The sequence below is a fragment of the Stenotrophomonas sp. FW305-C-20-S1 genome (assembly GCF_058783335.1).
This window is the reverse complement of the sequence record NZ_JBYTEK010000001.1, coordinates 136,829-158,214: the sequence shown is the minus strand read 5'-3', so window position 1 is coordinate 158,214 and position 21,386 is coordinate 136,829. Positions and strand designations below refer to the sequence as shown.

At 65.8% G+C, this 21,386-nt stretch carries 16 protein-coding genes; 9 read left to right on the top strand and 7 right to left on the bottom strand.

Annotated elements, in window-relative coordinates; translation table 11 throughout:
• Positions 1–26: 26 nt before the first annotated feature.
• Complete coding sequence (locus AC3WTC_RS00665; RefSeq protein ID WP_492710039.1) at positions 27–1,004, bottom strand: DUF1852 domain-containing protein; 978 nt, start codon at positions 1,002–1,004, stop codon at positions 27–29.
• Between the two features lie 58 nt (positions 1,005–1,062).
• Positions 1,063–1,644 (bottom strand): FMN reductase, encoded by a 582-nt coding sequence (gene msuE / locus AC3WTC_RS00660; protein ID WP_025874527.1) that lies wholly within the window; start codon positions 1,642–1,644, stop codon positions 1,063–1,065.
• 175 nt (positions 1,645–1,819) lie between these two features.
• On the opposite strand from msuE, the gene AC3WTC_RS00655 reads away from it, so the two are divergent.
• Positions 1,820–2,734, top strand: a complete 915-nt coding sequence (locus tag AC3WTC_RS00655) for a LysR family transcriptional regulator (RefSeq protein WP_025874528.1) — start codon at positions 1,820–1,822, stop codon at positions 2,732–2,734.
• Positions 2,734–3,618, top strand: a complete 885-nt coding sequence (locus tag AC3WTC_RS00650) for a methylenetetrahydrofolate reductase (RefSeq protein ID WP_492710036.1) — start codon at positions 2,734–2,736, stop codon at positions 3,616–3,618. The genes AC3WTC_RS00655 and AC3WTC_RS00650 overlap by 1 nt, the downstream gene beginning before the upstream one ends.
• 38 nt (positions 3,619–3,656) lie before the next feature.
• Here AC3WTC_RS00650 and gcvA read toward each other — a convergent pair whose 3' ends face one another.
• Entirely contained in the window at positions 3,657–4,568 is a 912-nt protein-coding gene (gene gcvA / locus AC3WTC_RS00645; protein WP_202968387.1) for a transcriptional regulator GcvA, read from the bottom strand.
• 99 nt (positions 4,569–4,667) lie between these two features.
• Between gcvA and AC3WTC_RS00640 the strand changes: the two genes are divergently transcribed.
• From AC3WTC_RS00640 to AC3WTC_RS00625, 4 genes are all read left to right on the top strand, one after another.
• On the top strand, positions 4,668–5,522 hold the full coding sequence (locus tag AC3WTC_RS00640; protein ID WP_492710033.1) for an MBL fold metallo-hydrolase: 855 nt from the start codon (positions 4,668–4,670) through the stop codon (positions 5,520–5,522).
• A complete protein-coding gene (locus AC3WTC_RS00635; protein WP_492710031.1) occupies positions 5,519–6,385 on the top strand; it encodes an MBL fold metallo-hydrolase in 867 nt (288 codons plus the stop codon). The genes AC3WTC_RS00640 and AC3WTC_RS00635 overlap by 4 nt, the downstream gene beginning before the upstream one ends.
• Positions 6,386–6,479: 94 nt before the next feature.
• A complete protein-coding gene (locus AC3WTC_RS00630) occupies positions 6,480–7,115 on the top strand; it encodes a hypothetical protein (RefSeq protein WP_144435759.1) in 636 nt (211 codons plus the stop codon).
• 49 nt (positions 7,116–7,164) lie between these two features.
• The gene (locus tag AC3WTC_RS00625) at positions 7,165–7,548 is read left to right on the top strand and encodes a nuclear transport factor 2 family protein (RefSeq protein ID WP_033831124.1); all 384 of its coding nucleotides are present in this window, start codon (positions 7,165–7,167) and stop codon (positions 7,546–7,548) included.
• Positions 7,549–7,563: 15 nt separating this feature from the next.
• Here the strand turns inward: AC3WTC_RS00625 and AC3WTC_RS00620 are convergent, their stop codons facing one another.
• Complete coding sequence (locus tag AC3WTC_RS00620; protein WP_025874535.1) at positions 7,564–8,496, bottom strand: ABC transporter six-transmembrane domain-containing protein; 933 nt, start codon at positions 8,494–8,496, stop codon at positions 7,564–7,566.
• A gap of 273 nt (positions 8,497–8,769) precedes the next feature.
• On the opposite strand from AC3WTC_RS00620, the gene AC3WTC_RS00615 reads away from it, so the two are divergent.
• The 3 genes from AC3WTC_RS00615 (at position 8,770) to AC3WTC_RS00605 (ending at position 11,764) form a co-directional block, all read left to right on the top strand.
• Positions 8,770–9,942: a serine hydrolase domain-containing protein gene (locus AC3WTC_RS00615; protein WP_492710028.1), complete on the top strand. Its 1,173-nt coding sequence runs from the start codon at positions 8,770–8,772 to the stop codon at positions 9,940–9,942.
• 69 nt (positions 9,943–10,011) lie between these two features.
• Entirely contained in the window at positions 10,012–10,593 is a 582-nt protein-coding gene (locus AC3WTC_RS00610) for a hypothetical protein (protein WP_492710026.1), read from the top strand.
• 301 nt (positions 10,594–10,894) lie between these two features.
• Positions 10,895–11,764, top strand: coding sequence for a S1 family peptidase (locus AC3WTC_RS00605; RefSeq protein ID WP_301863643.1), 870 nt, complete (start codon positions 10,895–10,897; stop codon positions 11,762–11,764).
• A gap of 79 nt (positions 11,765–11,843) precedes the next feature.
• Here the strand turns inward: AC3WTC_RS00605 and AC3WTC_RS00600 are convergent, their stop codons facing one another.
• Genes AC3WTC_RS00600 through AC3WTC_RS00590 form a run of 3 tightly spaced genes read right to left on the bottom strand, consistent with a single transcriptional unit; the run spans position 11,844 to position 21,348 of the window.
• A complete protein-coding gene (locus tag AC3WTC_RS00600; RefSeq protein ID WP_492710024.1) occupies positions 11,844–12,329 on the bottom strand; it encodes a hypothetical protein in 486 nt (161 codons plus the stop codon).
• Between the two features lie 50 nt (positions 12,330–12,379).
• Positions 12,380–12,640 carry a hypothetical protein gene (locus AC3WTC_RS00595; protein WP_492710022.1) on the bottom strand — a complete coding sequence of 87 codons (261 nt, stop codon included), beginning with the start codon at positions 12,638–12,640 and terminating at the stop codon, positions 12,380–12,382.
• The gene (locus tag AC3WTC_RS00590; RefSeq protein ID WP_492710021.1) at positions 12,637–21,348 is read right to left on the bottom strand and encodes a glycoside hydrolase family 94 protein; all 8,712 of its coding nucleotides are present in this window, start codon (positions 21,346–21,348) and stop codon (positions 12,637–12,639) included. Before AC3WTC_RS00590 ends, AC3WTC_RS00595 begins: the two co-directional genes overlap by 4 nt.
• Between the last annotated feature and the right edge of the window lie 38 nt (positions 21,349–21,386).

Below are 21,386 nucleotides of genomic sequence, written 5' to 3'. Positions count from 1 at the left end.
TGAGGGGCGAATGGAAAAGCGGTGGATCAGCGGGCGGCCCACTGCTCAAGCACGGCGCGGTACGGCTTGATGAAGTGTTCTTCGGTGAACCGGCCTTGCTTGACCGCCAGCTGGCTGCGTTCTTCGCGGTCGTAGACGATGCGGGTGGACGAATAGTCCTGGTGCTTCAGGCTGGGCTGGTAGACCTTGCCCGCTACGGAATTGGCGTTGTAGATCTCGGGGCGGTAGATCTTCTGGAAGGCCTCCATCGTGCTGATGGTGCCGATCAGTTCCAGGTTCGAGTAGTCGCCCAGCAGGTCACCCTGGAAGTAGAACGCCAGTGGCGCAACGCTGCCTGGCGGCATGAAGTAGCGCACCTGCAGCCCCATCTTGTCGAAGTACTGGTCGGTGGGGGAGAACTCGCCTTGCCGATACTCGACGCCCAGGATGGGATGGTGGTTCTCGGTGCGATGGTAGGTCTTGCTGCTGGACACGCTGATGCAGATCACCGGCGGCTTGCTGAAGTGCGCACGGTAGGCGTCGGACGCCAGGAAGTGCTTGAACAGCTTGCCATGAAGATCGCCGAAGTCTTCGGGAATGCCGAAGGTGGCCTTGCCTTCGTTGCTGGCGGGCAGCACGACGCTGAAATCGTAGTCGCGGACGTAGGAGGAGAAATTGTTGCCGACGATGCCTTCCGTGCGCACGCCGGTACGCGTGTCGACGATGGTCGGCCGCAGTACCTCGATCAACGGGAACGTATCGCTGCCGTCGCTGCCATCGATGTGCATCTCCACCGAGATGATGTCCAGCTCGACCGCGTAGCGATCCGCGCTGGGGTTGTCCCAGTGCGCCAGATCGTTGAAGCGGTTGTTGATCATGCCGAGCGTGTTGCGCAGGTTTTCCTGGCGGGATTCGCCGCGGGCCAGGTTGGCGAAGTTGGTGGTGATTCGCGTGCCTTCAGCGGGCTGGTAGTCCTCGTTGAAAGGAATACGGGTGATGCTGAAGGTGAAGTTCTCGGTCGTCATGGGCGGCGTTCCGGGTTGCGGGGGTGACATCCGAATGCAGGTCGCTGGCATTCGGCATTCAGAGGACTGCAGCGGCCTCGGTAACGGCAGGTGCTGCACGATGGGAGAGGGCAAGCAGGGGCATCGCTCGCTGCACCGCCAGCCGCGCCCGCTGCATCAGGGCCTCGTTCTGCACGCAGCCGTCTGCGAAATCCTTGTCGGTTGCGTAGACACCCAAGGGCAGGGTTCGCGCCTGGAAGAAGCTGAAAAGCGGTCGCAGCTGGTGGTCGATCACCAGCGCGTGGCGTTCGCTGCCGCCAGTGGCGGCCAGCAGGATCGGGGTATCGACCAGCGCGTCCTGGTCGATGAAATCGAAGAAGTGCTTGAACAGGCCGGTGTACGAACCGCGGTAGACCGGCGTAACCACCACCAGCACATCGGCCCGCTCGACAGCGGCCAACTGCCGCTCCACGGTTTCGGGCAACTGCGAGCGCCGGAGCGCACCGGCCAGTTGTGGCGCCAGTTCACCCAGTTCAATCAGGTGCTGATCGCAGGGGACGCCTTCGCCGATCAGGTCCAGCAGGTGCTCGGCCAGGGTCGCGGCCCTTGAGGGGCGCTGCAGCCCGCCGGAAACGGCGACGATACGGAGGGGGCGGGTCATCTCTTCGCTTCAGCAGGGGAGGGGCTGCTTCGGGGTGACCTGCAGGGGCGCAGTCCTGCGTGCCGGCTGGGTAGCCGCGCTGGCAGGGATCCGAAGGCATGAGCCGATGCTAGCCAGCCCTTCCCATGACGTAAAATGGTATTACTTCACCAATCCATGAGTGAGATTCATCGTCATGTTGGAGCGGATCCATCTCAGCATCGTGCAGCAGGTCGAACAGCAAGGCTCGCTGACCGCCGCCGCCGGCGTGCTGAACCTGACCCAGTCAGCCCTGAGCCACAGCATGAAGAAGCTGGAGCAGCAGTTGGGCACCAACGTCTGGTTGCGCGAAGGCCGCAGCCTGCGCCTGACCCAGGCGGGCCAGTACCTGCTGGCGGTGGCCAACCGGGTGCTGCCGCAGCTGGACCTGGCCGAGGAACGGCTGGGCCAGTTCGCGCAGGGCGAGCGTGGCGCGCTGCGCATCGGCATGGAATGCCACCCCTGCTACCAGTGGCTGCTGAAGATCGTCTCGCCCTATCTGGCCAGCTGGCCCGACGTCGATGTGGACGTCAAGCAGAAGTTCCAGTTCGGCGGCATCGGCGCCCTGTTCGGCTATGAGATCGACCTGCTGGTCACGCCCGACCCGCTGTTGAAGCCGGGCCTGAAGTTCGTCCCCGTCTTCGATTACGAGCAGGTGCTGGTGGTGGCCAAGGGCCACGCGCTGGCGTCGGTCGAGCACGTCAAGCCCCGCCAGCTCAGCCAGGAAGTACTCATCAGCTATCCGGTGCCGTTCGAGCGGCTGGATATCTACAACCAGTTCCTGCTGCCTGCCGGGGTCACGCCCCGGCGCCACAAGGCCATCGAAACCACCGACATCATGATGCAGATGGTGGCCAGCGGTCGCGGCGTCGCCGCCATGCCACGTTGGCTGGTGGAGGAATATGCAGCCCGCATGGACGTGGTACCGGTGCGTCTGGGTGCGAAAGGCATTCCCAAGCAGATCTACCTGGGCGCGCGTGAGGCCGATACCGGTATCGATTACCTGCAGGCGTTTGTCGAACTGGCACGGAACAGCTCCACAAGCGCCGGCAACCTGCGTGGTGCCGGCTGATGTCAGCAGGCGTTGGCCGCATGGAGCCACTGGCGCAGACCTTCGTCAACGCCTTTTCATTGGAAGTCAGTGCCAAGGCCATGCCTGCGCTGCGCGCCGAAGCCGCCCGCATTGCACGGGGGACGACGATCTCCATTCCCTACCTGCCGAGCGAGGACGATGCTGCGCGACTGGCCGCGGCACGCAGGGTGCGCGAACTGGGGTTGGAGCCGATGCCGCACCTTTCCGCACGCCGCATCGGCTCGCGGGCGGCGCTGGAGCACTTCGTCGAGCGTGCCGTCATCGACGCTGGCATTGACCGCTGTTTCGTGATCGCAGGCGATCTTGCCACGCCTGCCGGGCCGTTCGCCGACAGCACATCGATCATCGAGAGCGGCATTCTCGAGCGCGCCGGCATCAAGGTCGTAGGGGTGGGCGGGCATCCGCAAGGCCATCCGGTGATGACCAGCGCCGAGAGGTGGCGCGTGCTTGAAAACAAGTGCCAGCGTATCGAAGAGCGAGGCATGGCACCGCTGGTCATCACCCAGTTCGCATTCGACGCCGATATCGTTCTGGCCTGGTTGAATGAGCTGCGCGCCCGTGGCATCACCCATCCGGTGCTGGTGGGCGTTCCCGGGCCGGCCAGCATCGCGCGGCTTGTACGCTATGCGGCCATGTGCGGCGTCGCTGCAAGCACCTCGATGCTGTCCCGCTACGGCATCTCCATCGGCCGCCTGCTGGGAAGGGCCGGGCCGGATGTGTTCGTGGACCGCCTGGCAGAGGGCTTGACCGAAGCCCATGGGCAGGTCAGCCCGCATCTGTTTCCCTTCGGCGGTATCGCACCAACCATCGAGTGGGTGGAGCACTACCGGATGCGTGCAGGCGATGCGCACACGACCGGCTGACCTGTTGCCGATGAACCGTCATGACACGCATGGGCCTGTCATGGCCGATCACTGCACTCCTCACCCAGCCATTGGCAGAACGCCTGCACATCGGGGCGGTCCTGAGCCCTCTCGCGACGGATCAACCAGAATGCGTAACGGTTCTCCAGCTCCAGGCTGAAGGGTTTCACCAGCCTGCCTTGGCGGAGATCGTCTTCCACCAGCGGCGCCACGCCGAGCGCCACGCCATGGCCGGCCACCGCCGCTTCCTGCGCAAGATAGATGCTGGGGAAGACCGGCCCGGCGCTGGCATTGACGTTGATGGCGCCGGCGGCCTCCAGCCAGTGTGACCACGCCGGCACGCCGGGGCGGTCCGTGGCACTTTCATCGTGCAACAACGTGCAGTGGCGCAGATCATCAGACCGCTGCAGCCGGCCAGCAGTGCCGGCCAGCAGCGCGGGCGAGCACACAGGGAATACCGGCGCCTTCAACAGCAGCTCAGCACGCACGCCGGTGTAGTTGCCTGCACCGTAGCGGATGCCGACATCGAATCCTCCGCGCAGAAAGTCGGCGTGTTCATTGCCGGTGTCGATGCGCACCCGGACATTGGGGTGCGCATGGTGAAAGCGGTGCAGCCTTGGGGCCAGCCATTTCGCGGCGAACGACTCCATGGTTGTCACCCGCAGCTCGTGTGGTGCGCGCGTCCTGGCGCGCTCCAACGCCAGGTCCAGCTGCCCAAGTAGATCGCCGACCGTTGTTGCCAGCGCCGCGCCGTCTGATGTGAGCGCCACGGCGCGGTGATTGCGCTGGAACAGGCTTACGCCCAGATAGGCCTCGAGGTGTTTGACCTGATGGCTGACCGCAGCCGGGGTGACGAACAGTTCGCGCGCCGCCTGATTGAAGCTGAGGTGGCGGGCAGCCGCTTCGAACGTGCGCAGCGCATTCAGTGGGGCAGTGGGGCGGGCTTTCACGGGCACCATCCAAAGCAGGGGCCCTGTCATCGTAGCGCATGAATTTTTCTAACGCGAAGCGTAGAACTACTCGTTTGCCGGGTGCCGCATGAGTTGGTGATGATGCCGATCCTCCCACCCGGAAAGCCCGCCGTGCGAATTCAGGAGCTTGCCCCAGATGTGCTGATGTTCGTCGGTGACCAGGTTGAATCGGTCGCTACCGCCTTCGTCAACGGAGACCAGGTGCTGCTGGTGGACGCGTTGGGCAGCGAGGAGGATGCCGCCTGGTTGCGGGACGTACTGCACGGGCAGATGGGCAAGAGGGTACGACTGGTTGCCGCCACCCATTTCATGAGCGACCACATCTGTGGCATGACGCTGTTTCCGGAGGCGCTGACCCTGGCGCACCGCCATCACCGGCATGCCTTTCTTTCGCAGAACCAACCGGTGGCATCACGCTACCGCGATCCCGATATCGTGTTCGACAATCTCGCCATGCGCTGGGGGCGCCACCAGCTGCGCTTCCTGTACAACCCCGGCAAGACGATGGACCACATGAGCGTGGATGTGCCGAGCGCCGATCTGGTCTGCGTGGGCGACAACATCGTCGGCAACATCGTCTATCTCTCCCGGTCGGACCCGGCGCTGCAGCGCGCCGCCATCGGCCGTATCCAGCAGTTCGGGCGCAGCAGGGTGGTCGGCGGGCATATCGGGGTCTTCGATGCGGTGGTGCTGGGCAATGCACTCCACTACCTGCAGCGGATGCAGGAGATCGTCGTGGATATCCGGCTGCGAACTGCGCCGACGGAGACCACGGCGCTGATGGCAGCCATCAGACTGGAGGATTGCATCGCGTCGGGGGTAACGCCGACGGCATTCGAACGAGAATGGCATGGACACAATCTCACGGCGATCGTCGCGCAGTCGATCTTCTCCCTGGATGCTGCGCTGGCAGCAAGGGAGCAGGCCGCATGAAACACGATGCCATCAACGCACCGGCGCTGGGCAGTCGCAGACGCTTCCTTGCCCGTTGCGCCGGTGTGGCCGCTGCTGCGCTGGTCCCTGCTGGTTCCGCTGCGCCACCGGCGGAGATGCGCAGCCTGCGCGCCCAGCGATTGGCGTGGGCCGGGGTGCGGCTACAGCTACCGGAGAGCACGCTGCTGATTGATCCGCTGGTGAATCCCGCAACGTGGGGCAAGGCATTGCCGGACCGGCTGGTGCCGGTGAACGATGTGTTGGGCGAAAGCCACGTGCTGGTCACCCACACCCACTCCGATCACTTCGATGCCGATGCGGTTGCGGCGGCGCTCAGCAAAGGGGGAACACTCGCATATCCAGCCGGCCTGCAGCCCATGCCGCTACCCGCAGCCGCACGTGCACGGCCGAGCGCGCTGTGGGAGCCCCAATTGCTGGGCGACTTCACTGCAACGCCGGTACCGGCATCGGACGGCTACGGCGATACGCAGGTTTCCTGGGTGGTAGCAGCGGGCGGCCGACGCATCTTCCATGGCGGCGACACCCAATGGCACGGCCATTGGTGGCGTATCGGGCGCCAGTTCGGACCGTTCGATGCGGCCTTCCTCCCCATCAATGGCGCCACGTTCGGCTGGCGCGAGCCCGTAAGTGGCCAGCCTGGCGTACTGACGCCGGAGCAAGCGGTGGCAGCGGCGGCAATCCTCGGCGCACGCACGCTGGTGCCCATTCACTATGGCATCAGCGGAATGGTCAACTATGCGGAAGTGGACGACCCGCTCGGGCGGCTTCGCAAGGCAGCCGGTGACCGTGCCGTGGCCGTGCAGGTCGTCGAGCCGGGCGCGTGGCTGACATGGCCGGCGTAGTCCCGTATCCGCGCGTGAATCATTCCTGGCCCTGGGAGAACCCATGAATCGAGCACACTGCATTGCAACCGCCATCGCGTTTTCTTCTTTTTCCATGGCCGCCCTGGCGGCGGAAACCACCAGCCCCAAACGCCCCTCGGTCGAGCAGCTGCAGAAGGTGATCGTCAGCACCTCGCCGCAGACCCGCGTGGATGCTCCCGACAAAGAACGCATCACGGCGCGGCGGATCGATATCGTCGACGAGAACGGGGTGATCCGGATGACGCTCTCGGGCCAGACGCCACCGCCCATCATCGATGGCATCCAGTACAAGCGAGCCTTCAATGTGGCGGGCATGGTGCTGTACGACCACAAGGGCAGCGAGCGCGGTGGCTTCGGAACCGCAGACGTCGAGGGCGGCATGGCCGTACTGGCGCTTGACCACCCGGCCATGGATGCAATTGGCTGGCGCGTGTCGCCCGACGGCGACGTGCGGTTCTCGATCAACCAGGCGCCGCCGCTGATTCGCGAGCCGCGGCTGGACAATCGCCTGATTCCGGGGGTGCAGACGCCAACACGCATCGAGATGGCGGTGGCAGCCGATGGCACCCCCGCCATCGCGCTGAACGATCAACAGGACCGCGCCAGGCTGCGCCTGACCGTAACGCCGGAAGGCTACGGGGCCATCGAGTTCCTGGACGCGCAGGGCAGGGTGATCCATACCCTGGCGCCCGAAGCCCATCGGCAGTGATGGCAGGTTGTCACTGACGCAGCAATCGCCCAACTACCATGGAGCCGGCATGGACACTGAAATACGGCAGCTCGAAGAAGCGCTGCGCATCGCGATGCTCACCAGCGACGTGGCCGCGCTGGATGGCCTGATTGCAGACGCCCTGATCTTTGTGGGGCCTTCGGGCGAAGTGTTTGGCAAGCAGGATGATCTGGCCCTGCATCGTTCAGGGCGCCAGAAGCTGAGCATGGCCGAATGGCAATCGGTGGAGATTGCCCTGCATGATCAAACCGCTGTTGCACTCACCACTGCGGCCCTGGCCGGAACCTTCGATGGCGCAGCCTTCTCTGGCCGCTTCAGGTACTGCCGCTTCTGGGGCAAGACGGCCGGTGTCTGGCAAGTGCTGGGCGGCTCGGTTGTCGCTCTGCCCGCAGCAATGGAGACAATCGCCTAGACAGCCGGCGGTGGCTCATGGCCCGGGGTGGACGTTGTTCTCCGCATCCTCCATTCCCGGGCTCACCCGGCGGCCGATGTCCTTCAGCCTTGCCAGCTGGTCGACCATCGACGGTGCATCGTCCAGGCTGCCGACAAAGGTCCACAGGTAGGTCATCACCGCATAGACGTGGCCAGGGGTCACGCCATCGGTCGTGGCGAGGCGGCCGATGGTCAAGGCAAACAGCACCGCAGCAGCCGCACCGACCACCACGAAGGCACCAGCCTCGCGATCGGAGAGCAGGATGCGCAGTCGCGACAGGGTGCGGTAGTGGCGGCGCAGTACCGACGGGCCGACCCGGTCGACCAGCCGGATTTCATGCTCCAGCCGGTTGTTCAGGCGGCCGTGCAACTGCTCGTTGCGGCGAGCGAACGAGGGCAGCAACACCAGCGCACCGAGCAGGGCGATGAGGCTGGCGGCCCCCACCAGGGGTTCGATTGCCAGCAGCATCGCCGCCGCGCCGAACATGGAAACGAGCGCAGTGGCGATGATCGGCACGTGCTTCTCGAAGAAGTCGACGAACTCGCGGGCCAGTACCACCCGCGCCGCCGAGGTGGAGGTAGCCTGGCCCAGGCGCCGCTGCGCCTGCACCACGTTTACCGCCAGATCGGCGTAGATACGGGTGAAGGTGCGTGTATCGACCGCACGGCGGGCGGCGCCTACCAGCCAGAACAGCAGCACCACGCCGGCGTAGGAAATGGCATGGCCGACATTGCCACGGATGATCGCGTCCACCGCGAAGCCGGCGAACAGCGGATAGGCCAGTAGCAGCGCATTCTCCAGCGCCACCAGCGAAAAGGTGCCAGTGAGCTGCCAGGGGTAGGTGCGCAGGATGGCTTTCAGGGTGGCGGCCGCATTCTGCTGGCCGATGCTGCCGGCTGCGACGGCCGGATCGTGTGGGGGCTTCATGGGGACCTGGGCAGATCGAGGATGGGGCAGGGGATCGATGGAGGCATTTCCCCTGATCGCTGCCAGTATCTGCAGTCCTTTGGAGGGAGCATGGAGGAGCGATGGAGATTGCGTGGAGATGCTGGCAGCGTTCAGCGACGGGCGTGCACCGGCCAGGGGAGCTCGACCCGGGGCGAGGCTCGGCATCCATCGGCAATCGAGCCCCTGCCATCGGGTATCTTAAGAGCCCTTTTCCCACCTCCCTTCAAGCGCCTACGCATGCATGCGAATCCGATGACTGTTCGAAACAGGCGATGGCTCGGCAGCTTGGTCGTATCCGCGGCGTTGTTGACGGCAGGCTGCGCCAGCGAGAAGGCCGCAACGAAGGATCTCGGGGCGGAGATCGACGAAGTTGCCGCGACGCTGATCCAGCGGCCGCTACTTCATTCGACCTCGATCGGCGTCGTGTACCGGGGCGAGGAATTCGTCCGCCATCGCGGCGACATGGAAACCGGCAAGCCTGGCCCTCCAACCGATGCGACCCTCTACGAGATCGGTTCGTTGAGCAAGACCCTGGCCGGCACCCTGATGGCCAATGCCGTTCTGGAACACAAGGTCAGTCTGGACGACGACGTCCGGCAGTACCTGCAGGGGGACTATCCGAACCTGCAGTACAAGGGCGAGCCCATCCGCATCCGCCATCTGCTGTCGCACACCAGCGGCCTGCCGAACATGCTGCCGGAACGCGCGAACACGGTGTTGGAGGACTTCACCGATCATCGTACGCCCAGCGAACTCAACACCCTCTATGCGCACTACGGCAAGGCTGACTTCTTCAAGGATCTGCACGCCGTCGAGATTGACCGGGCATCCGGCAAGGACTACGCCTACTCCAGTGCCGGAACGGAACTGACAGCACATATCCTGGAAACCGTCTACAACAGCGACTACGAGTTGCTTTTACGCGGATTCCTTGGCGATTCCGCGGCGATGACGGGTCTCAGAATCAGACTCAGCGACAGCGAAGCGCCCCGGCTTGCGGTCGGCTATCACAGCGACAACCCGATACCGACCACGCCGATGCCACAGTTGCCGTGGGGCGCCTCCGGGAACGTGAAGGCAACTGTCCCGGAAATGGTGAAGTACCTCAGGTTCCAGCTGGCCAACGGGCCGGTGGTAAAGGAGTCGCATCGCCCTCTGGTCACGTTCGATTCGGAGTTCAGCATCGGCTACTTCTGGAACATCGTTTCCGGTGACCAGTTGAAGGGCGTCTACCATGCGCATCATGGTGGCGTACCGCGGTCGCAGTGCTACATCTACATCGTGCCCAAGTACGATCTTGGCATCTTCATCATCACCAACCAGAGCGGCGACCAGACGGCGCGCGCCATGGAGGCTGCGATCGATGCGCTGGTCGAAAAAATCGCCGCGCGGGAAGCTCTCGCTGGTAATGATGTTTCCCGATAGAGAGGGTGTTTCCCAGCTGTCCGGTGTGGTGCCGAACAGTGTTGGCACCCCAGGCAGGAGCATTGCGCATTGATCACCCGTACGTTGAACAGGATTCTACTGCTCGCAGGCTTGGGGCTTGTCATTGCGCCGAACGCCCCGGCAGCAGAATCGATCCGCAGCACCGTTCCCAGGCAGGATGAAATCGATCAGGCGCTGGCACTTGTGTCCTGCAAGGCGGATCGCACCGCATTCCGGGCGTTGGCCCATCAATTGCGTGACATCGCAACCCGCGGGAAGCCATCGGGTGGCTGGCAGCCGATCGCCGGCAAGGGTGGGGGTTACAGCAACGCACTGGGCGACATGCCCGGCGTTGTCGCGGAAATGAAGCTTCCAGCACCGGCTCTGGTCTTCGGTCATCCGTCCACGCTGCTGATACTGTCGCGCAGTTCCGTGGTGGCTGTCTTCGATGCAGCCCTTGCTGCAGACCTCACCAAAGCGCTTTCCCTCGATGGGCCGGGGACGCAGGGCGAACCCGGAGGAATGCGGGTGGTCCAGTCAGCACCGGAAGCCCAGGGCGATGGCATTGAAGTGATGGCACTGGTGGCCCAGCGCATCGAGGCCGACCCGATGCCGATCGCCGTGGCCGGGTGCCTGTACTTCACCCGGTGAAGTGCGCGACGTTTTCATGGACGGGCGCCTTCCTGGTTCCCGATCTTCGCTCCGGGGCTGTGAACAGAGGGATTCAAGGGCGCGGACCAACCTCGAAATCCTGCGCACGTACGGGCTGTTCGATCCGCAGGAATGCCAGGCTCGCTTTGCGCGGTGAACACTGAACGTCTCGGCGCGTCCCAATTTCAGCCGTGGTTTCCATCCCTTCGTCGGTCACCACGGGAATTGGTCGCGCGTCCATCAGCAGTGTCGATGCGTTTTGCTAGGCTGGATCGATCGACCACAAGGATGAATGCTTTCGATGCATCGCTGGCTCTTTCTGCTGCTTGCCGCGCTCCCGTTCGCTGCCGGGGCCATCGTCATCCGTGATGATGTCGACGATGGCAGGTACCGCATCGAACGATCTGACTTCCCGGCGCTGGCGGACATGCCGGGAGAGGGGCACGGCGTTCTCATCGCCCCGCGTTGGGTGCTGACCGCAGCGCATGCAGCGCCGATGGAAGGGATGGGAGCAACGATCGCGATCAATGGCAACGCGTATGGCGTTGAACGCGTATTCCCGCATCCCGGCTACCGGAGGATGCCCGAGGCTCTGGGAAAGGAGGCGATGGCAACAGGAAGTCCTTCCCGGATCCATGCCTTCCTGGCGGCCTCGGATGACATCGCGCTGATCAAGCTTGCCGCGCCGGTGACCGATGCCACGCCCGTGGCGCTGTATCGGGGTTCAGCAGAGGTCACGCAGGTCGCCGTCCTGATAGGGAAGGGCGCCACCGGCAACGGTGCGGTTGGCCAGTTGCCGGATGCGCCGCACCGTACATCCCTGCGGCGGGCCCACAACACGATTACCGGCGGCAATCAGCGGTATCTCTGGTACCGGTTCGATCCGCCGCCGCAGGGCCTGCCGCTTGAGGGCGTACTGGGAAGTGGAGACAGCGGTGGTCCGCTTGTGGTCAACGACCACGGCACCTGGCAATTGGTGGGACTGGGGTCCTGGATCACGGCCGTACCCGGGCATGCCCTTGAAGCGGGCTTCTATGGCCAGATGGTCCACAACGTTCGTGTGTCACGCTACGTCGACTGGATCGAGGCCGTCATGCGGCAGGGGGACGATAGCCTGCCGCCCAGTAAAACCGGACGCGCCAATGGCTCACTTGGAAATGGACGCCCGTAACAGGTTCGATCGTGAAATCCCGCACAAACTGGTCTGAAGCGGGAGCGCGCGCAGATGTGCCGCGCTCAGCGCTCAGCGCTCAGCGCTCAGCGCATGTCGCTGAGGTGACCCGCGGGGCGGGCACCCGCCACACCTGTTCACCTTCCTCGTCATTGCCCACGTAGAACGCGATGCGCCCATCCTCCTCGCGGCGAAGCGTGGGACTGAACGTGATGGTGTCCATTTCGCCGCCCTTGCCGACGAAGCGCATTTCACCGCCGCAGACAAAGTTCGAGCCGGCCTGCTCTCCCAGCGCACCACAGTTCAGTGGTGAGGATTCGACGCGGACCAACGGCTTTACCCGAGGCTGGATGCGCCCTTGGTCAGCCAGCTCGCAGAAGTGGTCGGCGATGGTGCTGCGCATCTCGGCCTGTGAGGGCATCCATGCGGGGCAGCGGGACGCGTCGTCCTGGCAGCTGCTGGCCGGGGCGGTGGAGGCGGGCTGCGTGGACGGTGCTGCGATCGCCCCGGAAAGCGGCAGCAGGGAAGCTGCGATGGCAAGCAACAGGCGAGTGGAGACGAGCATGCGTATCTCTGGTCAGTTTAGCCCGGCATCGTAACGCAGGGCGCTGGCCATCACTCTCCTGACTTTTCCGGCGGCAGGCTGTCATCACGCTCGTACCAGGATGGAAGCTCCAGCGCGTGGCTTTTGAGCATGCCCTGGATGCACGCGTGCGCCTGGCCCCTTTCTGCGTGCTCGCATTGGTCCAGAATCTCCGCAGCCAGCGTTTCAAACTGCGGCCAGAACTGCGCTGGATGGCGCGACCGCGCCAACCAGTGCATCAGCATCTCTGCCAGCGCATCAAGCTGCACCTGTATTTCAGGGCGCACGTTCATCCCGGGGCCGCACCCAGATCAAGCGCGACGCGGTAGTGATGGCCGTCGTCGCGCAGCAGGACGGTGAGGTCCGGCTGCAGCACGCCATCCACGTGCAGCGTGGGCTGGTCCTGCGCAGTGCGGGTCACCACGAACTCGTAGAAGCTGCGGCCGAAGCGGTAGCTCAGTTCGAATGACGGCCAGTGATCGGGCAGGCACGGTGCCAACGAAAGACGATCGCCCTGCCGACGTATGCCCAGCAGCGATTCGACCAGCAGGCGATACATCCAACCGGCCGAGCCGGTGTACCACGTCCAGCCGCCTCGCCCGACGTGCGGAGGCACGGCGTAGACGTCGGCTGCCAGCACATAGGGCTCGACGCGGTAGGTCTGGATCGCCTCCGGGTCCAGCGTGTGACTGAGCGGGTTGATCATGCGGGCCAGCTCCCAGGCACGCACCGCATCGCCCTGCTGTGCGAATGCCATGGCCGCCCACACGGCCGCGTGGGTGTACTGGCCGCCATTCTCGCGCACGCCCGGTACGTAGCCACGAATGTAGCCGGGGTCTTCCGGGGTCTGGTCGAAGGGCGGATCGAGCAGCTGGATCAGCTTGGCGTCCTTTCGCACCAAGTGCGTATACAGCGAATCCAGCGCCTGCGAGGCACGTTCAGGCGCGGCGACGCCTGACAGCACCGACCAGCTCTGCGAAATCGAATCGATGCGGCATTCTTCGTTCTGTGACGAGCCCAATGGCGCGCCGTTGTCGAACCAGGCGCGGCGATACCATGCCCCGTCCCAGGCATGCTGTTCCAGGTTCTGGCGCAGGCTTTCGGCCTGCTGTTGGCACCACTCTGCACGGGGTGCATCGCCATGCGCGTTGGCCAGCACGATGAAGCGGCGGAGCGTGTCATGCAGGAAGAAGCCGAGCCACACGCTTTCACCGCGCTGCTGGTCGCCGACGCGGTTCATGCCGTCGTTCCAATCCCCGCTGCCCATCAGTGGCAGGCCGCGCTCGCCGAGCAAGCGGCAACCGCGCTCGAGCGCGAGCACGCAGTGCGCATACAGCGTGCCGCGCTGCGTCGAAGGCGTGGGCATGTCGTAATACCCTTCCTCTTCGGGTGTCACCGCGCGCCCCTCGATGTAGCCGACCACTTCGTCCAGCACGCTGGCGTCGCCGGTAACCTCCAGGTAGCGGCATGCGCCCTGCGGCAGCCAGAGGTAATCGTCCGAACAGCGGGTGCGCACGCCGCGACCTTGCGGAGGGTGCCACCAGTGCATCACGTCGCCTTCGGTGAACTGGTGTGCAGCGCATATCAGCAGGTGCTCGCGGGTCAGGTCCGGGCGAGCGTGTACAAGGGCGAGTGCATCCTGCAGCTGGTCGCGGAAACCGAACGCACCGCCTGATTGATAGTAGCCACTGCGTGCCAGGTAGCGGCAGCCCAGCGTCTGGTAGACCAGCCAGCCGTTGGCCAGTGCGTCCAGCGCCGGGTCTGGCGTGCGCACCTGCACCGTGGCCAGCACGTTGCGCCAGTGGATGCGCACGGCGTCCAGCGCATCGATGGCTTCATGGGCGCCCTGACGGCTTCGTGCCAACGCCAGCGTTTCCTTGCGGTTGCGCCCGGCGCCAAGGCGGAACGTCGTTTCGCTGCGGTCGCCTGCAGCCAGCAGCAACGGCACCTGGATCGCCGCGCAGGGATCCAGGCCCGCACCCAGCCGTGAATCCAGGCGCTCGCGACGCAGCGCCGCCGGTGCGTGCAGGCTGCCGTTGCGGCCGATGAACTCCAGTCGGTCACAGGTCCAGCCGCAGCCATCGGCATCGGTGTCGAAGAAGGCCATCCGGCCGCCGAAGTCGGTGCTGTAGGTGTTGCGCGCCAGCAGCGCGCCGCTCTGCGGGTCGCGTTCGGTGAGTACGTGCATGCGCGACTTCGCGCGCAGGTCACCCATCACCCATTCAACGTAGCCGATGGCCGACAACCGCCGTGGCCGGCCCGACAGGTTGTGCAGCCGCAGGACCGAGAACTTCAGCGGCGCGGCGACGTCGACGAAGACCCACAATTCGCTGGCGATGCCGTCTTCAACATGCTCGTAGACCGTGTAGCCGAAGCCATGGCGCGTACGGTACGCGCCCGTGCCACGGCGCGGCAGCGGCATCGGCGACCAGACACGACCGGTGTCCTCGTCGCGCACGTAGAAGGCTTCGCCGCCAGTGTCCGACACCGGATCATTGAGCCAGGGCGTCAGGCGGAATTCGTGTGCATTCTCGAACCATGTGTAGCCCGGCGCACTCTCGCTGACGACCGTGCCCAGGCGGGCGTTGGCGATCACGTTGGCCCATGGCGCCGGCGTCGGCGCGCCTTCGCGTACCACCACCACGTACTCGCGGCCGTCCTCGCTGAAACTGCCGGTGCCGTTGTCGAATCGGCCGGTGCCGCGGTAGGGAAGGAAAGGCCACGGGTCGTCCACTTCTTCGTCGTGCTCGGCGCTCGGCGGCAGTCCGGGCTCCGGGCCCAGGTCGGCAACGATGGGCAGCCCGGGCGTCGCCTCCATCGACAGGGCCAGCTCCTGCTGCAGCGCTTGCGGCACCAGGGCCGGGATCCGTCGCGGAGGCAACGGCTGACGCCCCACCTGCGCGACCAACGTACCGTCTTCATCGCTGATGACCGCCCGTGCCACCGCCTGCAACAGAATGCGGTCCTCGTGGGTCATGTTCTGCACCGGCCGCACGAAAATGCCGCCGGGGCGGTCGAGCAGGCCGGTCTCCGAACTGGCGGCCACCATCCCCAGAATCTGGTCCTGCAGCTCCTGCCGATAGCCGGCCTTGCTGTCGTTCCAGATGACCAGGTCGGTGTTGAGGCCCTTCTGGCGCCAGTAGGCATGCGCCTGCACCAGTTGCCGGACCAGTTCCACGTTGTCCGCGTCGGTGACCTTCAGCAGCACGATGGGCAGGTCACCGGAGATGGCATGGCCCCACAGCCCGGATTGTCCTCGCTGGTTCTGCTGCAGGACGCCTGCACCGGCGCGCAGCAGCGGACCGGCATACAGCACGTGGCTGGCCAGGCGCTCGTACAGCGATGCCTCGGCCTGGCTTGCGTTGATCTGCCGGCGCACCACCTGGCTGTGTGTCCAGGCCAGGTCGAAGACGCGGTCGGCCAGGCGGCGATCACGGTATTTGTCCACCAGTGCTTCGCAACCGCCGCGACTGGCGCCGATGCCATACACCATGTCCAGCTGTACGGTCTGCTCGGGCTCAAGCACCACGCGGACGCGGATGGCCACGATCGGGTCCAGCACCGAGCCATCGGTGCCGGACAGGTCGGCATCGGTGGTCAATGCCTGCGGCGTGCGCGGCGTGTTGCCACGGCCCAGGAAGCGCGCACGGTCGGTTTCATAGGAGATCGCCACCACCTCCGCATCGTGCACCGCCACCAGATGGAACATCCACGGCGGCACCTCGTCGTGCGAACGTGGCCGGCGCGTGCACAGCACCGCCTGCTTGGCGGCCAGGATCTCGCTCTGCACGAAGAGGTTGCTGAAGGCCGGGTGCGCATCGTCGGCCGCGGCGGGTGCCAGCACCACTTCGGCATAGGTGGTGATCTCCACCGTGCGCGGGCGACGGCTGCGGTTGGTCAGGCGCAGGCGCCTGAGCTCGATGTCGTCCTCGGCGGAGATGGCGACCTGCAGGTGGCTCTCGCAGCCGCGGCGCACACCGCGGAATTCCGCCTTGGCGTCAGAGAAGATCGCCTCGTAATTGTCCACTGCCACGCAGGTGGGCTGGTAGGCGGCAGACCAGAACTCGCCGCTGTCCACGTCGCGCAGATAGCAGAACGTGCCCCATGCATCGGTGGTACCGTCCTCGCGCCAGCGGGTAAGCGACAGGTCGCCGTGGCGGCTGTAGCCGCCGCCGGCATGGGTCAGCATGCCGTGGTAGCGACCGTTGGACAGCAGCTGAACTTCCGGGCGCGGGCCACCCGGGTCGCGCAGGACGCGCAGGGACGTCTCGTGCTCGGCCAGTGCCGAGTGCTCGCCAAGCGCTTCGACCTCATGGGGATGGAACACGCCCACGCGCGGGATACGTTCCTGCAGCAGCAGCAAGGTCGCCTGGAACTCGACATCGGCAAGGAAGCGGCGCTGCATCGGCTGGTCGCGCAACAGGTAATCCAGCGACAGCAGGCCCATGCCCTGATGGTGGGCCATGAACGAACGCAACAGGACGTGATCCTGTCCCGGCGGCACCCGGGTGGGCGTGTAGTCGATCGCCTCGTACATGCCGAAACGCCCGCAGAAGCCCAGTTCTTGCAGCGCCTGGAGGTTCTGGCAGGCCGCTTCCGGCGCCACCATCAGTGCCATCATGCTGGCATAGGGCGCGATGACCCGATCCTGCCCAAGGCCGCGCTTGAGACCCAGTCCGGGCACGCCGAACGCCCGGTACTGGTAGTTCAGGCGGGCATCGACGGCGTTGTAGCCGGACTCGGACACGCCCCATGGCAGGTTCAACGTACGGCCGTAGACGATCTGCGCCTCGACCGCGTGCCGTGCGGTCTGGTCCAGCAACGTGTCCGGATAGCTGGGCATCACCAGCTGCGGCATGAGGTACTCGAACATCGAGCCACTCCATGACAGCAGTGTCGGCGTGCCGTTGACCTCGGTGAGCATGCGGCCGAGCGCAAACCAGCTTTCCTGTGCCAGCTGGCCCTGCGCAATGGCAACGAACGCGCCCAGCCGCGCTTCGGAAGCCAGCAGGTCGTAGAAGCTGTTGTCGAGGCGGTGGTCGTCTACGTTGTAGCCGATCGAAAGCAGGTTGCGGGTACGGTAGAACAGGAACCCGTATTCCATCAGCGAGAACTGCCCGGCGCGGTGCGCCAGGTCCTGCAGCTGCTCGATGCGCGCGCGCGCGTCCGCGCCGGCCGTACCGGGCAGGGCGGCCAACTGACGCAGGCTTGGCACCGGTGCATCGACGGCCGCGCTGGCATCGGCAGGGATATCGGCAAGCGAGGCGTGGGCGGCATGGCATTCGGCGGCGAACAGCGCCGGCCAATGCAGCTCACCGTCTTCGGGCGAGGGCGGTGCCGGCCATTGCAGCAGCACGGCGTCGGCCAGACCGGCCAGTTCCTGCAGACGGGCCAGCGACTGCGCCGTCCCGACGGGACGGTCGATACGCGTAGACGCCAGGCGCTGGCGAAGATGATTGAGCGCCTCGACCAGCGGCGCATCGTCGGCGCGATGACGCTGCCGCTCCTCTTCCAGCACGCCCAGCGTATCGGCCAGGCCATCGAACGTGTGCGGCGCCAGCACCGGCGCATCCACCAGCGCGAGCAGGCCTTGGCGCAGGGTAAGCAGGTGGCCGGCAAGGTTGCCGCTGTCCACGGTGGAGACGTAGCGCGGCGGTAGCGGCGCCAGGGTTTCGGTGTCGTACCAGTTCAGGAAGTGGCCGCGATGGCGCGGCAGCTGGTCCAGCGTATCGAACGTGCGGGCGGTACGTTCAGCCACCGCGCCCTGCTGCAGATAGCCGAAATCCCACGCAGACAGATTCGCCAGCAGGGACAGGCCGATGTTGGTCGGCGAGGTCCGCCGCGCGACCACCAGCGCAGGATGCTCCTGGATGTTGTCCGGCGGCAGCCAATGGTCCTGCTCGCGCACCCAGGCCTGGAAGAAGGACCAGGTGCGCCGCGCCAGCCGGCCCAGGAACGCCCGTTGCGTGACCGACAACTCGGCCACGCTTGCAGCCGGCGGGCGGCCCAGCCACGCCATCAATGCCGGCGCAAAGGTCCATGCCAACAGCAGGGGCAGGGCGATCGGCAGTGCCTGCGGACGCACGCCGGCCACCACAGCCACCAGCGCGAGCGCCAGCAGCGAGGCCGGCGCCATCACCCGCCATTCCGCGCCACGGTCGCTGCCAAGGCGGCGCTCGACTTCGCTGGAGGGATTCCATTGCAGCAGGTGACGGCGTGTGACGGCCATGCGCCAGAGCGTGCGCAGCACGGCGTCACTGGCCAGCAGTGCTTCGTAGGGCAGGCATGCAATCTGGGTGGATGCGCGCAGCAACGACTGCAACGTACCGCGCCCGACCTTGATGTAATGCGCTTCCAGCGGAGTGTCTTCCGGAACGCTCAGGCCATCACGCAGCATGCCTATCAGCGGCGGCGCGAACCACAGCGCCAGCACCCACGCGGTCCACGCAGCAGGGTTCCGCGCGTACAGCCAACCGGCTACCAACAGCGCCAGGGCAGCGATCGGCACCACGCTCCGGCGCAGGTTGTCCAGCAACTTGCCGCGCGAGAGCAGGCTGAGCCGGTTGCGTTCCCAACCCGGGCCCGGGCGCGGTGTCCACGGCAACAACCACGGCAGCAGCTGCCAGTCGCCACGGATCCAGCGCGCACGGCGCTTGGCGTCGGCGGCGTAGCGCTCGGGATAGTCCTCGTACAGGCGCACATCACTGACCAGGCCTGCGCGTGCATAGCAGCCTTCCAGCAGATCGTGGCTGAGGATGCGGTTCTCGGGCAGGCGGCCCTCCAGCGCATGCTCGAAGGCGTCGACGTCATAGATGCCCTTGCCCACGAACGAGCCTTCGTCGAACAGATCCTGGTAGACGTCGGAAACCATGCGCGTGTACGGATCGATGCCGGGCTCGCTGCCGAACATCCTGGCAAAACGCGAGGTGCGGCGCCTGCCCAGGCTGGTGCCGACGCTGGGCTGCAGGATGCCGTAGCCCTCCACCACGCGTTGCAGCTGCGGATCGAAGCGCGGGCGGTTGAGCGGGTGCGCCAAGGTGGCGACGAACGCGCGTGCCGCATCCCGCGGAAGCTGCGTGTCCGAGTCCAGCGTGATGACGTAACGGACGCCGATCAGGGCCGCCGCGTCTCCGACGATGCGCATGAACGCAGCCGCATCGCCTTGGCGGAGCAGGGCATTGAGCGCGGCCAGCTTGCCGCGCTTGCGCTCGTGGCCCATCCACACACCTTCGCCCGGGTTCCATTGCCTGGGCCGGTGCAGCAGGTAGAAGCGGTCGCCGCGCTCGGGCGCGTAACGATGGTTCAGTTCCTCGATCCGTGCCACGGCGTGCGCAAGCAGAGCGTCGTCCATCGGCGCCTGTGCTGCTGGCGCGTCGAGAAAATCCGTCAACAACACGAAGCGCAGCTGGGGATCGCGGTTGGCCAGGAAACGCACCTCCAGCGCTTCGACCAGAACGTCGATGCCGTCGACGCTGGACAGCATCGAGGGGACCGCGACCACAGTGGCGCACGCGGCAGGAATGCCTTCGCTGAAATCGAGCTTGGGAAGCGGCCTGGGGGCGACCAGCACCGTCGCGGTCCAGTTCACCAGCACGATGCCCAGCTCACTGAACACCAGCAGCCCGAGCAGCGCGGCCAGCCAGACAGGTACCGAGCCGCTGCCGGTTGCCAGCAGGCCGCTGGTGGCCAGCACCGCCAGCAGGCCGATCGGCAGCAGGTACAGCGCAAGCGGCACGCGATGCGCCAGTCGCCGTGCCTTGCGGTGGCGCGGTGCTGCCTCGGCCACCGCCGCAACAGTGGTCTGCAGGCCTTCGCCGACCAGCCAGTAGCCCACGTGCGTGCGTGGGCCGTCCGCCGGCGTAGCCGCCCGTGCCAGGTCCAGCGCGATGGTCGCAACCCGCTCCTCGGCGATGCGGCTGCCGCGGGCAATCTTCTCCACCACGTGGCGGTAGGCATCGCGGGTGCCGAAATCCATCTGCACATAGACGGCCATGGGGTCTTCCCGCAGCCGCTGCTCGACCACACTCATGTCTTCGACAAAGGTGCGCCAATCCATGGTGGAGAGGAAACGCAGGCTGCCGATGCTGTTGCCGATGGAGACCTGGTCGGCCGCCTGCTGCTGCCCCTCGGCGGCAACCAATTCGTCGATGCGCTGCCCAGCCGCTGCCGCCCACTGTTCCAGCCACGCGATGGGCATGGCCCACGCCCCGCCGCGCCCCTGCAGCGAGCGCGTCAGCTCGGCGATGAACGCGCCGGTCAGCGGCGGCGCGGATCGCGCCATGTCGGCAACCACCAGGACCACATCGGTAGGGGTGTCGGACGCCGCGCGATTGAGCTGGTCGGCCCACTGCGCAGCCAGGCGGCGGTCGGTCCCATCGCGCATCACCCGCGCGGCCATGCGCCGCAGGTTCTCCAGCAGCGCCAGGCGCAGCATGATCGGAACGGCCCACAGTTCGCCCAGGCTCAGCGGCGCGAGCGACTGGTACGAGGCGATGAAGCGGCCCAGCGTATCGGCGTCAATGCGGCCGTCACCGTGCGCGATCGCCTGCATCGACAGCTCATACACCCGTGGCAACCCGGCCGATGGGCCGGAGGCAAGTGAAGGCAACTGGCGGCTGTAGCCGCGCGGCAGGTGGCGTCGCGCGGTCTGGATCTGTTCTTCGACCAGGTAGTAGTTGTCGAGCAGCCATTCCCCCGCCGGGGTGACCGGCCGCTGTTCGCGCACCACGCTGCTCAGCAGCGTGTTGGCGTCTTCCAGCACGCGCTCGTTGGCCTGCAGTCGTTCGAGCAGGCGCTCCGGGCTGGGTCGCAACCGCACGCGATGCTGTCGCGCAAGTGCGCGGCCGTACTCCTCCATCTGTTCAACGTTGTACAGCGCGGCACGCAGTGGGCCCTCGGTGGCCTCGATGGCCGGGGCCGATGCCTGGTGCTCACGCCAGCGCCAACGCACACGACGACGCAGGCGCAGCCAGCGGCCAAAAAGACGACGAAGGTGGGGCATAGGTTACCGATGGGGGCAGGGCGCGTCCTGCATGGTTG

Coding starts and splice junctions, on each gene's coding strand:
- AC3WTC_RS00665 (WP_492710039.1), bottom strand. CDS start 1,004: ATGACGACCGAGAACTTCACCTTCAGCATCACCCGTATTCCTTTCAAC.
- msuE (WP_025874527.1), bottom strand. CDS start 1,644: ATGACCCGCCCCCTCCGTATCGTCGCCGTTTCCGGCGGGCTGCAGCGC.
- AC3WTC_RS00655 (WP_025874528.1), top strand. CDS start 1,820: ATGTTGGAGCGGATCCATCTCAGCATCGTGCAGCAGGTCGAACAGCAA.
- AC3WTC_RS00650 (WP_492710036.1), top strand. CDS start 2,734: ATGTCAGCAGGCGTTGGCCGCATGGAGCCACTGGCGCAGACCTTCGTC.
- AC3WTC_RS00640 (WP_492710033.1), top strand. CDS start 4,668: ATGATGCCGATCCTCCCACCCGGAAAGCCCGCCGTGCGAATTCAGGAG.
- AC3WTC_RS00635 (WP_492710031.1), top strand. CDS start 5,519: ATGAAACACGATGCCATCAACGCACCGGCGCTGGGCAGTCGCAGACGC.
- AC3WTC_RS00630 (WP_144435759.1), top strand. CDS start 6,480: ATGGCCGCCCTGGCGGCGGAAACCACCAGCCCCAAACGCCCCTCGGTC.
- AC3WTC_RS00625 (WP_033831124.1), top strand. CDS start 7,165: ATGGACACTGAAATACGGCAGCTCGAAGAAGCGCTGCGCATCGCGATG.
- AC3WTC_RS00620 (WP_025874535.1), bottom strand. CDS start 8,496: ATGAAGCCCCCACACGATCCGGCCGTCGCAGCCGGCAGCATCGGCCAG.
- AC3WTC_RS00615 (WP_492710028.1), top strand. CDS start 8,770: ATGACTGTTCGAAACAGGCGATGGCTCGGCAGCTTGGTCGTATCCGCG.
- AC3WTC_RS00605 (WP_301863643.1), top strand. CDS start 10,895: ATGCATCGCTGGCTCTTTCTGCTGCTTGCCGCGCTCCCGTTCGCTGCC.
- AC3WTC_RS00600 (WP_492710024.1), bottom strand. CDS start 12,329: ATGCTCGTCTCCACTCGCCTGTTGCTTGCCATCGCAGCTTCCCTGCTG.
- AC3WTC_RS00595 (WP_492710022.1), bottom strand. CDS start 12,640: ATGAACGTGCGCCCTGAAATACAGGTGCAGCTTGATGCGCTGGCAGAG.
- AC3WTC_RS00590 (WP_492710021.1), bottom strand. CDS start 21,348: ATGCCCCACCTTCGTCGTCTTTTTGGCCGCTGGCTGCGCCTGCGTCGT.